The sequence below is a fragment of the Castellaniella sp. genome, from assembly GCF_041677825.1.
Lineage (GTDB): Bacteria > Pseudomonadota > Gammaproteobacteria > Burkholderiales > Burkholderiaceae_B > Castellaniella.
Window position 1 is genome coordinate 39000 of sequence record NZ_JBAYPG010000009.1, and the last position, 15713, is coordinate 54712.

At 61.8% G+C, this 15713-nt stretch carries 12 protein-coding genes; all 12 read left to right on the plus strand.

Features of this window, described 5'->3' with window-relative positions; all coding sequences use genetic code 11:
- The first annotated feature begins 25 nt into the window (after nt 1-25).
- The gene (locus WCY17_RS05680) at nt 26-853 is read left to right on the plus strand and encodes an enoyl-CoA hydratase-related protein (protein WP_372701207.1); all 828 of its coding nucleotides are present in this window, start codon (nt 26-28) and stop codon (nt 851-853) included.
- Entirely contained in the window at nt 843-2867 is a 2025-nt protein-coding gene (locus tag WCY17_RS05685; RefSeq protein WP_372701208.1) for an acetoacetate--CoA ligase, read from the plus strand. The genes WCY17_RS05680 and WCY17_RS05685 overlap by 11 nt, the downstream gene beginning before the upstream one ends.
- Nucleotides 2864-4117 carry a phenylacetate--CoA ligase family protein gene (locus WCY17_RS05690; RefSeq protein ID WP_372701209.1) on the plus strand — a complete coding sequence of 418 codons (1254 nt, stop codon included), beginning with the start codon at nt 2864-2866 and terminating at the stop codon, nt 4115-4117. The genes WCY17_RS05685 and WCY17_RS05690 overlap by 4 nt, the downstream gene beginning before the upstream one ends.
- Before the next feature lie 78 nt (nt 4118-4195).
- On the plus strand, nt 4196-4996 hold the full coding sequence (locus WCY17_RS05695; RefSeq protein ID WP_372701210.1) for a M23 family metallopeptidase: 801 nt from the start codon (nt 4196-4198) through the stop codon (nt 4994-4996).
- A gap of 363 nt (nt 4997-5359) precedes the next feature.
- Complete coding sequence (locus WCY17_RS05700) at nt 5360-6118, plus strand: glucose 1-dehydrogenase (RefSeq protein ID WP_372701211.1); 759 nt, start codon at nt 5360-5362, stop codon at nt 6116-6118.
- Nucleotides 6119-6210: 92 nt separating this feature from the next.
- On the plus strand, nt 6211-7341 hold the full coding sequence (locus WCY17_RS05705; RefSeq protein ID WP_372701212.1) for a zinc-dependent alcohol dehydrogenase family protein: 1131 nt from the start codon (nt 6211-6213) through the stop codon (nt 7339-7341).
- Nucleotides 7342-7682: 341 nt separating this feature from the next.
- Complete coding sequence (locus WCY17_RS05710) at nt 7683-8660, plus strand: ABC transporter permease (RefSeq protein ID WP_372701213.1); 978 nt, start codon at nt 7683-7685, stop codon at nt 8658-8660.
- A gap of 130 nt (nt 8661-8790) precedes the next feature.
- Nucleotides 8791-9855, plus strand: a complete 1065-nt coding sequence (locus tag WCY17_RS05715) for a sugar ABC transporter substrate-binding protein (protein WP_372701214.1) — start codon at nt 8791-8793, stop codon at nt 9853-9855.
- Between the two features lie 21 nt (nt 9856-9876).
- Complete coding sequence (locus WCY17_RS05720) at nt 9877-10935, plus strand: sugar ABC transporter substrate-binding protein (protein ID WP_372701215.1); 1059 nt, start codon at nt 9877-9879, stop codon at nt 10933-10935.
- Between the two features lie 63 nt (nt 10936-10998).
- Nucleotides 10999-13107: an ABC transporter permease gene (locus tag WCY17_RS05725; protein WP_372701216.1), complete on the plus strand. Its 2109-nt coding sequence runs from the start codon at nt 10999-11001 to the stop codon at nt 13105-13107.
- A gap of 4 nt (nt 13108-13111) precedes the next feature.
- Entirely contained in the window at nt 13112-14200 is a 1089-nt protein-coding gene (locus tag WCY17_RS05730) for a strictosidine synthase (protein WP_372701217.1), read from the plus strand.
- Between the two features lie 4 nt (nt 14201-14204).
- Nucleotides 14205-15695 (plus strand): sugar ABC transporter ATP-binding protein, encoded by a 1491-nt coding sequence (locus WCY17_RS05735; RefSeq protein WP_372701218.1) that lies wholly within the window; start codon nt 14205-14207, stop codon nt 15693-15695.
- Nucleotides 15696-15713: the final 18 nt, after the last annotated feature.

Genomic DNA, 15713 nt, shown 5'->3' on the forward strand with positions numbered 1-15713 from the left:
ATGCAGCAAGGTGGATGGAGGAACGATGGCTTACGAGACGATTGCACTGGAAACGGATGCGCGGGGCATTGCAACGCTGACGCTCAACCGGCCCGAGGTGCACAACGCCATGAATGGCCTGATGTGGGAAGAGGGCCTGGAGGCCACCCAGCGTCTTGCGGCTGATGATGCGGTGCGGGCGGTCGTCCTGGCGGGTGCCGGGAAAAGCTTTTGTTCAGGCGCGGATCTCAAGTACCAGCTGGCACAGCGTGAAGCCGGCACGGCAGAGAAGGCGGCCGAGGCAGACAAGTTCGTGCGCTGGCTGCAGGCGCTCGACACCTTGCCCAAGCTGCTCATCGGCCGCATCCAGGGGCCGGCCTACGCCGGTGCGCTGGGGCTCATCTCGGTCTGTGACCTGGCCATAGGCGTCGATTCATTGGTCTTTGCCATTACCGAGGCCCGCCTGGGCCTGATGCCGGCCATGATTTCGCCGTACGTGATGCGGCGCCTGGGCGGGGCGGCGAAGGCCAGGCGCTACTTTCTCAATGGCCGGCGTTTCGATGCCCAGGAGGCCCTTTCGGTGGGGCTGCTCGATCGTGTGGTTGCCCCACAGGAACTGGACCGCGCCATCGAAGAGGAAATCGGCTTGCTGCTGCAGTGCGGGCCCCAGGCTGTGGGCAAGATCAAGCAGTTGATTGCGCACGTTGCCCATCTGGGCTTTGAACAGGCGCTGTCCTATACGCCAGGCCAGGTCATTGGCATGTGGGACTCCGCAGAAGCAGCAGAAGGCATGGCAAGCTTTCTCGAGAAACGCAAGCCGGCCTGGGTTGCGGCGGTGCGGCACGAAAACGGAGGGTCCGAAGATGGCCAATGAAGGTGATCTGTTGTGGACACCCGACCCCGGTTGGGCCGAGGGCACGCGAATGGCCGATTACATGCGCTGGCTGGCCGCCGAGCGCGGGCTCGAATTCAACGACTATGAGTCGCTGCGTCGCTGGTCGGTCGAGGACCTGAACGGGTTCTGGCAATCCCTCTGGGACTATTTCTCCATCGCGTCGGATTCAGTGCCCGAGCAGGTGCTGGATACCCTGGCCATGCCCGGGGGGCGCTGGTTCGAAGGCTCGCGCGTCAACTATGCCGAACACATACTGCGCTCCGCCAGGCATGCGCCGCCCGGAAAGGTCGCGATTCACTACGCTTCCGAGCAGTCGGGCCTGGCGACGCTGACCTGGCAGGAACTCGAGCGGCAGGTGATGGTTCTGGCCACGCGGCTGCGCGCCATGGGCTTGCAGCCGGGTGATCGGGTCGTCGCCTATCTGCCGAACATTCCCGAAACCGTGGTGGCGGCGCTCGCCTGTATGGCGGTGGGCGCAGTGTGGTCCACCGCCTCTCCGGAATTCGGGGTGGAAACCGTAGTGGATCGCTTCGGGCAGATCGAGCCCAAACTGTTTTTCACCTGCGATGGCTACCAGTTCAATGGCAAGGCCTGGTCGCGTGAAAGCCACGTCCGGGATATCGTGCACCGGCTGCCGACACTTGGGCACGTCGTGTGCATCCCGGTCCTGGATCCGGCGCGCAAGGATGCCATCGTACCGGCGGGCATCCTTTGGAATTCGCTCTTCGATGGCCCCCCTGTTGTGCGCGATCGGTTCGAATACGCGCGGGTGCCGTCCGACCATCCGCTCTGGGTCCTGTTTTCGTCGGGGACCACGGGCCTGCCCAAGGCCATCGTGCACAACCATGTGGGGATGGTGCTCGAGCATTACAAGCTGATCTGCCTGCACATGAATCTGGGCCCTGACTCGGTGATGTTCTTTTACTCGTCCACGGGGTGGATGGTGTGGAATCTCACGGTGGCGGCGCTGTTGGGTGGCGGGGCGATCGTGCTTTATGACGGCAGCCCGACCTTTCCGGACGCCGATCGCATCTGGCAACTCGCGCAGGACGCGGGCGTCACCTATCTGGGATCCAGTGCAGCCTATATGCAGCTGATGCGCAAGACCGGGGTGGTGCCCAAGGATCGCTTCAACCTGAAGATCGAGGCGACGATCATTGCCGGCTCACCGGTGGGGCCCGAAATCTACGCCTGGTTCTATGACAATGTGGCACCGGATTGCTGGTTCAGTTCGCAATCGGGGGGCACTGAAACCTGCAGCTGCCTAGTGACATCGGTCCCGCTGCTGCCCGTGCATGCCGGCGAGATACAGGCCCGGGCATTGGGCATCGATCTGCAGGCCTGGGACGACGATGGCCACGAGGTGGTCGACGAGGTGGGTGAGCTGGTCATCAGGAAACCGTTCCCATCCATGCCATTGTGCTTCTGGAATGATGCCGATGGCCAGCGCTACCACGAGGCCTACTTCGATGTGTATCCCGGCGTGTGGCGGCACGGGGATTTCATCAAGATCAACGATCGCGGCGGCTGCTGCATCTATGGCCGCTCGGATTCCACCCTGAACCGCCATGGGGTCCGTATCGGCACGGCAGAGATCTATCAGATCGTGGAGAAAATGCCCGAAATCGCCGACAGCCTCGTCGTCTGTTGCGCGCTGCCCGGCGGGCGCTTCATCATGCCGCTGTTTGTCGTGCCCAAGCCGGACGTGGTGCTCGATGAGGGCCTGAAGCAGCGCATCAGGGCCAAGCTGCGCGACGAAGGCAGCCCGCGGCACGTGCCCGACGAGATTCATTCGATACCGGCGGTGCCGTATACGCTCACCGGCAAGAAAATGGAGGTGCCCGTACGCAAGCTGCTCACGGGGGCGGCCCCCGAAACAGTGGTGAACCTCGATGCCATGAGCAATCCAGGGGCAATCGACTATTTTGTCCGTTTCACGTTCGGTGATTCTCTGGCGCCTGCCGGCAACACGAGTCAGGGAGCCGGCGCATGACTTCATTTTTCGATGCGCACGAGACCGAAACGCCAGAAGAGCGCGAAAAGCGCTTGTTCAAGGCGCTTCGTGAGCTGATCGGCCACGCGAAGGCAGCCAGCCCGCGTTGGGCTGGCGTGCTCGAGGGCATAGACCCTGCAGATGTGACGGACCGCGCGGCCCTGGCGCGCCTGCCGGTGGTCCGCAAAGCGCAGTTGCTGCAATGGCAGCAAGAGGCCCGCGGGCAGGGGGGCGATGCATTTGGCGGTTTTGCGACGGCACATTATGGTCCGGTGCTGGCGCGCGTGTTCGCCAGCCCCGGGCCCATCTACGAACCCCAGGGGCGCAGTGCGGATTATTGGCGCATGGCCCGGGCGCTGTTCGCCGCAGGCTTTCGGGCCGGCGATCTCGTGCACAATGCCCTCAACTACCATATGACACCGGGTGCATTCATCATGGAGGGCGGTGCGGCCGAATTGGGTTGCACGGTCTTCCCGGCCGGTGTGGGGCAAACCGAACTGCAGCTGCAGGCCATCGCCGATCTGCGGCCCAGTGGCTATATCGGTACGCCCAGCCACTTGCGCCTGCTGGTCGAACAGGCCATCGCAGGCCGGGCGGATATCGCCAGCCTGACCAAGGCCATGGTCGGCGGCGAAGCCTTTCCGGCGAGTCTGCGCGAATGGCTGGCTGCGCATGGCGTCGATGCATACCAGTGCTACGCAACAGCCGAATCGGGTCTGATCGCCTACGAAACCCGCTCGCGTGAGGGGATGGTCGTTGATGAGCAGGTCATTCTGGAGATCGTGCATCCGGATACGCTGCAGCCCGTGCCCGATGGCGAGATCGGTGAGGTGGTGGTGAGCGTCCTGAATCCGGTGTATCCGCTGATCCGTTTCGGCACGGGCGACCTGTCGGCGATCCTGCCGGGCCGCTGTCCGACCGGGCGCACCAATGTGCGCATTCGGGGGTGGCTGGGGCGTGCGGATCAGGCCACCAAAGTGCGTGGGCTGTTCATCCGGCCAGAGCAGGTTCGCGAGGCCCTGGCACGGTTTCCCGAGATCGAGCGGGCCACGCTGGTGATCACGGGTGAAATCGGCAAGGACCACATGGTGCTCAAGGTGCAGGTCCGCAATCCGGCTGAAGGCCTGCAGGGCCAGCTGGCCAGCGCGATGCGCGAATTTACCCGGTTGCGTTGCGAAGTGGAGATTGCAGGCGACGAAGAATGGCCAGCCGATGTCGCCCTGATCGACGACCGGCGCACGGTACACTGAGGCAAGGCAGGCTGTTCTGTTCCAGGGTGGTGGTCCATGCGTCGCATGCGGTTTTCAAGGTTCTGGCCGTTTCTTGCCATGCTGTGCGCGTGGCTGCTGGCACTGGGTACGGCATCGGCCGCGGATGCCGATATCGTCTTTCCCCGGCAGGTGCAGCAGGGGGCGATGGTGGTCGGCAAGGTCCCTTCTGGCAGCCAGGTGATGTATGGCGATCGGCCACTCGACGTCACCGGCTACGGCACGGTCGTATTCGGCGTGGCACGCGATGCCAGCGGGCCCGCCCGGCTGACGGTGAGCGCGCCGGGTGCCGCACCCCGCACGGCGGAGATCGCCATCGTGCCACGCGACTGGCCCGTCGAGCGGGTCAATGGGGTGCCACCGAAAACCGTGTCTCCACCCCCCACGATTGCCGCCCGCATTCGGCGCGAACAGCAACGCGTGGCGGCGGCCAGGGCAACCAGCAGCCACGATACCGGTTTCGCCCAGGCATTCATCTGGCCGGTCCAGGGGCGGGTGTCGGGGCGGTTCGGCAACCAGCGCATCTATAACGGCACGCCAGGTGCCGCCCATTCGGGCATGGACATCGCCGTGCCCACCGGCACGGCGGTGAAAGCCCCGGCAAGCGGCCGGGTCGTGTTTGCCGACCCGGATCTCTATCTGACGGGGGGCACGATCCTGATCGATCACGGCTACGGCATCGGGTCCAATTTCCTGCATCTGTCGAAACTGGCCGTGGCCGTTGGCGACACGGTGGTTCAGGGCCAGGTGATTGGTCGCGCCGGGGCCACCGGGCGGGCAACCGGCCCGCATCTGCACTGGGGCATGACCTGGTTCGATGTGCGCATCGATCCCTTGCTGGTGCTCGAGCGGACCCGCTGAGCACGGCATCGGGGCTGCGCCGGCGATCCGGGTCGGGAACAGGATCCGGGTGCAGGTCTGCTGTCCGTGAGCGGGTTATCACCGATAAGCATTTGGTGAAGCGCTGCTTAAGAAAAAGAAAATTGACGCAGGCAGCCGCTGATTTCTACGATAATGAAAGATGGCCGGACACCGGCATGGGTCAGGGCTGACATTCGGCCACGCTCTTGTTCCCCGTCACGGGTGTGTCGGCCTGGTCATGGCGGTGGTCAAGGCCGTCAGGGGCTTTACTGAACAGGTCGATCCATTATGGATCGAATTCAAATCATGGTCTTTCCCGGGCTGTATGCACGGCCCGGTACGGATCCTCACAGGAGTACATGCATGTCCGGAAATCAACTCAGCGGCAAGGTCGCCATTGTCACGGGCGCCGGTGGCGGTTTTGGCGAAGGCATTGCGCAGATGTTCGCCGAGGAAGGCGCTCAGGTCGTGGTGGCCGACATCAACCAGCAGGGTGCCGAGCGCGTGGCTTCGGCCATTGGTCCGCAGGCGCTGGCCGTCAAGGTCGACATCACGTCTGCGGCCGAAGTGGCCGACATGGTCACGCGCACGATCGAAAAATTCGGTCGCATCGACATCATCGTCAACAATGCGGGTACGACGCACAAGAACCAGCCCATGCTGGATGTGGATGAAGAAACCTTCGACCGCGTCTTCAATGTCAACGTCAAGTCGATCTATCTGATCTCCAGGGCCATCGTGCCGGTCATGCGCAAGCAGGGCGGCGGCGTGATCCTCAATGTGGGCTCCACCGCCGGGATTCGGCCGCGCCCGGGGCTTACCTGGTACAACGCATCCAAGGGGGCGGTCAATCTGCTGTCGCGCTCGATGGCCATCGAGTTGGCGCCCGACCGGATCCGGGTCAATGCAATCTGCCCGGTCATGGGGGTCACAGGCCTGTTCGAGGCCTTCATGGGGCTGCCCGACACCCCCGAGAACCGGGCCAAGTTCGTGTCCACCATTCCGCTGGGGCGTTTCAGCAAACCCTCTGATATCGCGGCGGTCGCCACTTTTCTGGCCAGCGACGCGGCCGAATTCATCACGGGTGTCGAATTCCCGGTCGATGGGGGGCGCACGATCTGATTCGTGTGCGGAAATGGGTGTCAGTGCCGGCTGGAGAAGCAAACCTCCGCCGGCCTGACCGCGCTATCAGTCTTACAGAACAGGAGTCAGGCATGAAGATTCGTGCAGCCGTGTTGCGCCAGATGGGGTTGGCAGCCCCGTATGCGCAGAGCCGTCCCATAAAGATCGAAGAAGTCGAACTGGATCCGCCGGGGCCGGGCGAAGTACTGCTCAAGATCAAGGTGGCCGGGCTGTGCCATTCCGATCTCTCGGTCATCAACGGCGACCGGCCGCGTGGCATGCCCATGGTACTGGGGCACGAATCATCTGCCGAAGTGGTGGAACTCGGTGCGGGGGTGCCGGATCTCAAGGTGGGTGATCATGTCGTGACAGACTTCGTGCCCACATGTGGCCATTGCGTGCCCTGCAGCCAGGGGCGTCCCGCGCTGTGCGAACCCGGTGCCCAGGCAAACGCCCAGGGTACGCTGCTCAGTGGTGAACGCAGGCTGCATGAGCAGGGCGGGGATCTGAACCACCACGTCGGGGTGTCGTGCTTTGCCGATTATGCAGTGGTGTCGCGCCATTCCTGCATCAAGGTATTGCGCGAGATTTCGCACCGCGAGGCCGCCCTGTTCGGCTGTGCCGTGCTCACGGGCGCGGGGGCCGTGATCAACCGGGCGCACATCAAGGCCGGGCAGACGGCAGCGGTCGTTGGCCTGGGGGGTGTGGGTCTCAGTGCCCTGCTGGCGGCGGTTGCAGCCGGGGCACGGCGGGTCGTGGCGGTCGACCTCAGCGACGAAAAACTCGCCCTGGCCAAAACCCTGGGCGCGACGCACGTCATCAACCCCCGGGTCGTCACCACCGAAGCCGATCGCCTCGAAGCGGCCGGTGGGCCGGTGGATTTCGGCTTCGATATGGCAGGTGCCGTAGCCGCCTTTGAGGCCGCATATCGGCTGACCCGCCGTGGCGGCACCACCATCACTTCGGGGTTGCCACATCCGAAATCAACTTTTTCGCTGCCGCTGGCCCAGCTGGTTGGTGAAGAACGCGACATCCGGGGCAGTTATCTGGGCTCCGGGGTGCCGGCCATCGATATCACGCACTATATCGATCTGTACCTGGGTGGAAAACTGCCCGTGAACAAATTGCTGGGCCAGGTATTCACGCTTGATCAGGTGAACGAGGGTTTCGATCACCTGGCCTCGGGTTCGGGTCTGCGCGATTGCATCATGCTTGAAGCCTGAATCATGCCTGAAACCTGAAGTCGATATTCAAACTGGCGCGATCGGGAGTTTCTTTCAATCAGGGGTTTCTTCCATTATATCCCGGGTTGGGCTTTCTGTTTTTGGAAGCGGGTCTTTTGAATATCGAATGATGGGTCTGCAATATAGCGGGAAAACACGCATTGAGTTGTTTTTTTCATATTGCTAGAGTTTGCCTTTCTGAATTTTATCGTTCGACTGGATATTTGCGGGTTAATGGCTATGCATGAAATTCCGTGCTGTTCGACTGCTCCGATGTCAATGAATCGCATCATGGGGGGCGTCTCGTGAGTCCGGCAAAAAAATCGGCGCAATCAGGCACCTTGAAAAGAAAGGCCATCAAGCTTGATCAACAGGCGATTGTCTTTCTGCTTTTCGTGCTGGTGTTCATCGTATTCACGATCGCACTGCCGGGGTTCTCGTCGCTTGGCAATCTGGTGGCGATGCTGCGCTCCATTTCAGTTCTGGGCATATTGGGTCTTGGCATGGCAATCGTCGTGATCGGGCGCGGGATCGATCTGTCCATGGTCGCCACCATGGCGGTGCCCACGGCGCTGATCATGACGCTCGCGGGCTCAGGTGTGGGGCTTTGGCCGGCGCTGCTGATCGGGCTGCTGTTTGCCGCACTCGTGGGCGTACTCAATGGCATTTTTGTGGCCTATGCCGAAATTCCCGCATTGTTCGTCACGCTGGCCATGGGGCTCGGGCTGGCTGGCCTGGGGCAGGTGGGCATACTGAAATCCGACATGGTGCCCTGGCCCGACCAGATGAACGCCCTTCTGTGGCTGGGAGGGGCGGATATTGCCGGCATCCCCAGCAGCATCGTCATCGTGACGCTGGTGGCGGTCGGGGTCTGGCTGTTTCTGAAGCATACCAAAGTGGGCCTGTTCATCTACGCGATCGGAGACAACCCCAATGGCGCACGAACCACGGGCATGCCGGTGCGGCCCATCATGGTCTTCCAGTATGTGCTGGCTGCCCTGATCGCGGTGCTGGCCGGCCTGGTCATGGCGTCGTCCAACAGCCTCATGGACACGCGCATCTACAACCTGTCGTTGATCTACGACATCATCCTGGTCGTCGTGCTCGGTGGGGTGGGCCTCTCGGGTGGGCGTGGGGGGGTGCTCAGTGTCGTGGTCGGCACCTTGCTGGTAGGAACCATCATCAACGGCATGACCATCCTCAACCTCACGCTGGATGTCCAGAACCTGTTCAAGGGCATCGTGCTGCTGATCGCCATTGCGCTCGACAGCATCCTGAATCCCCGCAACGAGGAGACGGCGCAGCAAGGCGATATCTGATTCTCCCGGCCTGAAACAGATGTCCCGATCCACTGGGCCCGGGGCCTGTCATTTCCATCCACAAGGCCAGAAACACGATTTCAATTCACAAAGGCCAGTTCAACAGTTTGGTTCACTTCAGGAGACATTCATGAATCAATTCCGTGCATCACCCGCCCGCCCCTGGGGGCGACTGCTGGCATCAGCTGCGCTGGGGCTTTCCGTGGCCGCGTTGTCGGTCATGGCGCCGGGGGCGGCGTTCGCCCAGAGTACAGGGGCCATCAAGGATCCTGAACGGGCCCGATACTATGAGACCTACAAAGACAAGCGCGTGGTTTTCGTGCCCGTGTTCATGGGGCTCGACCTGACCGAAGGCTGGTCCGAGGTCATGAGCCAGCAGGCCAAGCGCCTGGGCTACGACTACGAAGTGCGCAATGCGAATTTCGATACTTCAGCCGGGGTGCAGATCCTGACGCAGTTGCTCAACGAAAACCCCAAACCCAACGTGGTGGTGATCCAGAACCCCGATGTCACCTCATATGCCAAGATCGAGAAAAAACTCGAAGAAGCCGGCATTTATGTCATCCAGTTGAACATGAAGAGCCTGCACATGACCACGGGTTTTGCCGGGGCCGACGCCACGGTGATTGGTGAAACCCAGGCCGAATGGGTGGTCAACCAGTGTGGCCCCGACACGTCGCAGAAGATCATGATCCTGAACGGCCCGACCACGGCCCCCTGGACGGTCTATATGCAGGAAGGCTACAACAACGTGCTCGACAAGCATCCTGACATCAAGGTCGTGGCGCGTCAGTCCATAGGCAACTACGAGTCGTCCAAGGCCAAGTCGATCACCGAAGTCACGCTCAAGCAGCATCCCGATCTGTGTGCGGTCATGGGTGTCTGGGATATCCCCGATCTGGCGACGGCTGCAGCCATCAAGGACGCCGGTCGCACTGGCAAGACGCTGGTGTCCACCAGCGGTGGCGGTGGCGAGGTCGCCTGCAAGGGGTTGAAATCCGGCGGCTTTGACCATTATGTCAGCTACGACGTGCCGGGTCAGAGTCGCGATGTGAACGACCTCATCCAGATGGCACTGCAGAGCCCCGAGAAGCCCGGTGAACTCAAGGTGGCGCTGTATACGCCGCTGTTCGTCTACACCCAGGAAGACGCCGACAGCCATGAGTGCTGGTCGGTCGATACGCTGCATCAATAATTGGAATCAAGGAAATCCGTCATGAACACGACTTCTCGCATGCAATTCCGCGGCTGGCTCCCGGGCCGATCCCTGGCTGCTCTCGGTGCCATGATGCTGGCACTCTGCCTGGCCGGCCAGGCCTGGGCACAGAGCTCAGGGGCCATCAAGGACCCCGAGCGCGCGCGGTATTACGATCTGTACAAGGGCAAGCGGGTCGTGTTCGTGCCGGTCTTCATGGGGCTCGACCTGACCGAGGCGTGGTCCAGAATCATGCAGTTGCAGGCTGAACGCCTCGGCTATGACTACGAAGTGCGCAATGCCAATTTCGATACCTCGGCGGGCGTGCAGATCCTGACGCAGCTGCTCACCGAAGATCCCAGGCCCGACGTGGTGGTGATCCAGAATCCCGATGTCACCTCATACGCCAAGATGGAAAAGAAGCTCGAAGAAGCCGGCATCCAGGTGGTCCAGATGAACATGAAGAGCCTGCACATGACCACGGGCTTTGCCGGGGGCGATGCCACCATCATCGGCGAGATGCAGGCCCAGTCGGTGGTCGATCATTGCGGGCCGGACACGTCCCGCAAGGTGCTGATCCTGAACGGGCCCACCACGGCCCCGTGGACGGTGTACCTGCAAGAGGGCTACAACAACGTCTTTGCGCAGCACCCCGAAATGCAGATCGTGGCGCGGCAATCGGTGGGCAATTACGAATCTTCCAAGGCCAAGTCCATCACCGAGGTCACGCTCAAGCAGCATCCCGATCTCTGCGCCGTGATCGGCGTCTGGGACATCCCCGACATGGGTACGGCGGCTGCGATCGCCCAGGAAGGCAAGACCGGCCAGGTGTTCCTGTCGACCAACGGCGGCTTCAGCGATTATGCCTGCAAGGCCATACAGGAAGACAAGTTCAACAATTACATCAGCTTCAACGTGCCGGGGCAGGGGCGCGATGTCAACAACCTCATTCAAATGGCCCTGCAAAGCCCATACAAGGCGGGTGAACTCAAGGTTGCCCTGTATTCCCCGCTGATGGACATCGGCAAGGATGATCTGAAGGACAAGCGCTGCTGGTCCCTCGAAACCGTACACCAGTAATCAACAGGTCACCGGGCGCCCTGTCGATGGGGCGCTCCATCTGAACAACCGCATGTGAGACGCATGGATACGATAAAGAAACTTCGCTATCGCTACTGGCCGGATCGGGCCATTGGCGAACTGCTGGCGAAGCAATGGATGGAGACGGCGGTTCCGCTGCTCGTTCTGGTGGTGGTCGTCGCGGCCTTTGCCTCGGTGGTCGACAATTTCCTTGCCTTCAGCTCCATTTCCGTGTTGTTGCGCGAAGCCAGCGAGATCGGCTTCATCGTATTCGGCATGGCGTTGGTGCTCATTGTGGGCGGGATCGATCTGAGCGTGGGGTCCATGTATGCCATCTGCAATGTCGTGGTCCTGTACCTCATCCACGTGCAGGAATGGGCTGCCCTGCCGGCCATGGGGGCCACTCTGCTATGTGGGGCGCTGATGGGGGCCGTCAATGGCGTGCTCATCGGCTACCTGAAGCTGCGCGCCTTTCTCACCACCCTGGTCACGCTGATCGTGTTCAGGGCGATATTCAATCTGATCCAGTTCAACTGGGCGGTCGAGATCGCCTCCACGATCCCCGATTCCGATCTCTGGGATGAACTGGGCAACGATACTTTCCTGGCCTTGCCCATTTCCACGTGGATTTTCATCGTGGTTGCCATCCTGTTCCATATTTTCCTTACGCGAATGCGCGGTGGCTGGCACATCATGGCCGTCGGCGGGTCGCGCCGTTCCGCCTATAACTCGGGCCTGCCCGTCAACCGGATCGCGGCCTCCGCCTATGTGGCGTCGGGGGTATTCACGGCCGTTGCGGCCATCCTGTTTGCTGCGCGGGTCGACAGCAGCAGTGCCGATACCGGGATGGGCATCGAAATCGTGGTGCTCGCCGCAGCCCTGCTGGGCGGCATCCGGCTGGGCGGAGGCAAGGGGTCGGTGGCGAAGGCCGTGCTGGGCACGCTCATCGTGCTCATCGTCACCAACAGCCTGCGCGGCCTGTCGGTTCCGGCCGGCTACATCCGCATGACGCTTGCATTCATCATGATCGCCGCCGTCACGCTCGATATCCGCTGGTTCAAGAACCGCGGCAAGGCGTTGCGCGAACTCTACGTCAGTCCGGGCTACCTGCCCCTGCCTGGCGCACCGGCAACCAGCAAGGCATCGGGCTCGCCGTATGCGGTCAACAACAAGCTCGGGCAGACCGAACTGATCGGCCTGGGCATGGTCGAGTCCCCCGAAGACGTGATTCTGGACGAGCACGACCACCTCTATTGTGGCACGCGGCACGGGGACATCATGCGGTTTTTTGCGCCGGATTATCAGCGCATGGAACTCTACGCACACATCGGCGGCCAGCCTCTGGGCATGGCGTTCAACAAGGTCGGCGATCTGTATGTCTGTGTGGGCGGCATGGGCCTGTACTGTATCCGGCGCAAGGATCGCGCCGTTGAAAAGGCAACCGACGAAACGGGCCGTTCCCTGTTGTCCGTCGTCGATGACAGTCGCCTGCGGCTGGCTGATGACCTCGATATCGCACCGGATGGCCGGATCTTCTTCTCCGAAGCCACCGTGCGCTACGAGATGCATGAATGGCCGATCGACAGTCTCGAGGGGCGGGGCAACGGGCGCATCATCTGCTATGACCCGGCCACTGGGCGTACCCATACCGCCCTCAAGAATCTGGTGTTTCCCAACGGGATCTGCATGGCTTCCGACGGCCAGTCGCTGCTGTTCGCAGAAAGCTGGGCATGTCGCATCAGCCGCTACTGGTTCGACGGGCCGCGCAAGGGGCAGGTCGAAGTCGTCATCCCCGATCTGCCGGGCTACCCCGACAACATCAACCGGGCGTCCGACGGCAATTACTGGATCGCCATCATGGGCATGCGCAGCCCGTCATTTGATCTGGCCATGCGCAGTCCGGCCTTTCGCCGCCGTATGGTCAAGCGCCTGGGGCAGGATGAATGGCTGGCGCCCAACATCAATGTCGGCTGCGTGATCAAGTGCGATGAGTCCGGCCGCGTGCTCGAATCCTACTGGGACCGCAGCGGCGAAAACCACCCGATGATCACGTCCATGCGCGAACATCGGGGCTATCTCTATCTGGGGGGTATTTCCAACAATCGCATCGGCCGGTACAGGCTGGATCATGCCGATCCAGGCTTCATGCAGCATCCCATAGAACAGGTCTGATCCCATGCTCAAGACACTCAAGCGCGCACGCGACCGTTTCTTCGGCACAGGTGAGGCCGATACCTCGGTGCCCGTCCTGGATGGCGCACTCAAGCCAAACAATCTGCTCGAGACCGCCGAAGTTTTTTTCGAACGCCCGGGCCTCGAAGACCTGGCCATCGATGCCCATGGGCAGCTGTATGTGGCGGCGGGTCCCGAAGTCCTGCTGATCGGGGCTGATGGCCGCGTGCAGGATACGATCGGTCTGCAGGCGCGCGCCCAGGCACTGGCGGTCTGCCATGGCAACCTGGTGGCGGCGACATCGCAGGGCCTGCAGTTCCTGGCCGGGCCTCAGGTGGGCCGGCATGTGCAGTCATTCGGTGGTCATCCGATCCAGTGCATCAATGCCCTGTCCGAAGGGCCGGATGGCACCCTGCTGCTCAGCGAAGGCTCGCATGCCGTGCCCTGCGATGAATGGACGGCTGATCTCCTCACGCATGGCCGCAGTGGGCGTGTGCTGGCGTACGATCCACGCGATGATTCATGTCGGGTTCTGGCTCAGGGGCTGGCGTACTGCTTTGGCGTCTGCATGCACGAGGATGGGGTGCTGGCTTCGGAAAGCTGGGCACACAGGGTGCAGGTCCTGCGCGACGGCCGGATGCAGGCGGGGCTCAGCGAGATCCCGGGCTATCCCGGGCGCATTGCCCCGGCATCGGGGGGCGGCTATTGGCTCAGCATTTTTGCACCGCGCAGTCAGTTGCTCGAATTCGTCCTGCGCGAAGACGTCTTTCGCAAAGAGATGATGAGCACGGTCGAACCCCGCTACTGGATCGCGCCGGCATTCAGTTCAGGGCAGGATTTTCTCGAGCCCCTGCAGCAGGGCAGTGTGCGCCAGATGGGCATCCTGAAGCCATGGGCACCGCCCAGGTCCTATGGATTGGTGCTGCGCCTGTCGGCCGACCTGGCGCCGCTGTTTTCGATGCACAGCCGTGTCGGTGGTGTGCATCACGGCATCGTGGCCGCACAAGAATACGCGGGGTCCTTGCTGGCCCTGTCCAAGGGGTCGGGGCGCCTGTTGCGCCTGCCGCTTTTCGAACAGAATCCTCAGGCTTGACACCATGACAGCAATACTCGAACTGCACCAGGCCACCAAGCGGTACGGCGGGGTCCCGGCCATAGACTCGGTCGATTTCTCGCTTGAAAAAGGTGAGATCCACGCTCTGTGCGGCGAAAACGGTGCCGGAAAATCCACGCTCACCAAGGTGATGGCGGGCGTGGTTGAATTGAGCTCGGGCGAGATGCGCATCGACGGCAAGCCGGTGTCATTTCGCAACCCCGTCGAAGCGCTGTCGGCGGGGGTGGCCATGGTGTTTCAGGAAACCAGCCTGGTGCCAACCATGACGGTGGGCCAGAACCTGTTCCTGGGCAAGGAAAAATTCGTCAATCGCCTGCGGGCCATCTATATTGCGGCGCAGCAATTACTGCAGTCGCTGAACTTCAACGTGGATCCGACCCACATGGTATCCAACCTGGGGGCTGCCCAGAAGCAGATGGTCGAAATCGCACGAGCGGTGCTGCATGATGCGCGTGTCATCATTTTCGATGAGCCCACGGCAACGCTGACGCCCGAAGAGAAACGGTACTTCTTCGATCTGATGCGCAACCTCAAGGCGCGCGGGGTGTCCATCATCTTCATTTCGCACGCGCTCGAAGAGGCGCTTGAACTCGCCGATCGCATCACTGTGATGCGCGATGGCAAGCATGTGGTGACCGACGCAAGAGACAATCTGGATCGCGACAGCATCGTGCGCGCCATGGTGGGGCGTGATCTCACCAGCACGCTGTATGGGCAGAAGACAACGTTGCGCCCTGCGGGCAAGCGGGTGCTGAGTGTACAGAATCTGCGCATGGGCACCCTGGTGCGCAATACGTCCTTTTCGGTGTTTGCCGGGCAGATCACCGGGGTCTTCGGGCTGATCGGCTCGGGCCGCACCGAAACCTTCAAGGTGGTGGCGGGCGTGCTCAAGCGTGATTACACACACGGCGGCAAAGTGGTGTTCAATGATCAGGCGGTGCGCTATCGGGTGCCGGCTCCGGCCATCAAGGCGGGTATTGCCTATATCACCGAAGACCGCAAGGTCGATGGCTTCTTCGAGACCATGACAAGCGCGCGCAATATCTATGCCGGCAAGCTCGCCAAGCTGGGGGGGCGGCAGCAGCTGGTCTACCGGTCCGAAGAAAAATCCGCCGGGGCAGAATGGAAAAGCAAGCTGAATGTACGTGCGGTCACTGAATCGGCCAAGGTGATCGAGCTCTCGGGCGGCAATCAGCAGAAAGTGGTGATCGCGAAGTCACTCATCCAGGGCCCGGAACTCATCATCTTCGATGAGCCGACCCGTGGGGTGGACGTCGGGGCCGTGGCGGAAATCCACGAGATCATCCGCGGCCTGGCCGATCAGGGCCTGGCCGTGGTGGTGATTTCGTCGTACCTGCCCGAGATCATGATGCTGTCGGATCGTATCCTGGTGTCGCGTCAGGGGCGCATTGTCGAAGAGTTCGACAACACGGACGTGACCACGGAAGAGATCATGTACGCCTCGATTCACTGAGGCCCGACGGTGGCCCGA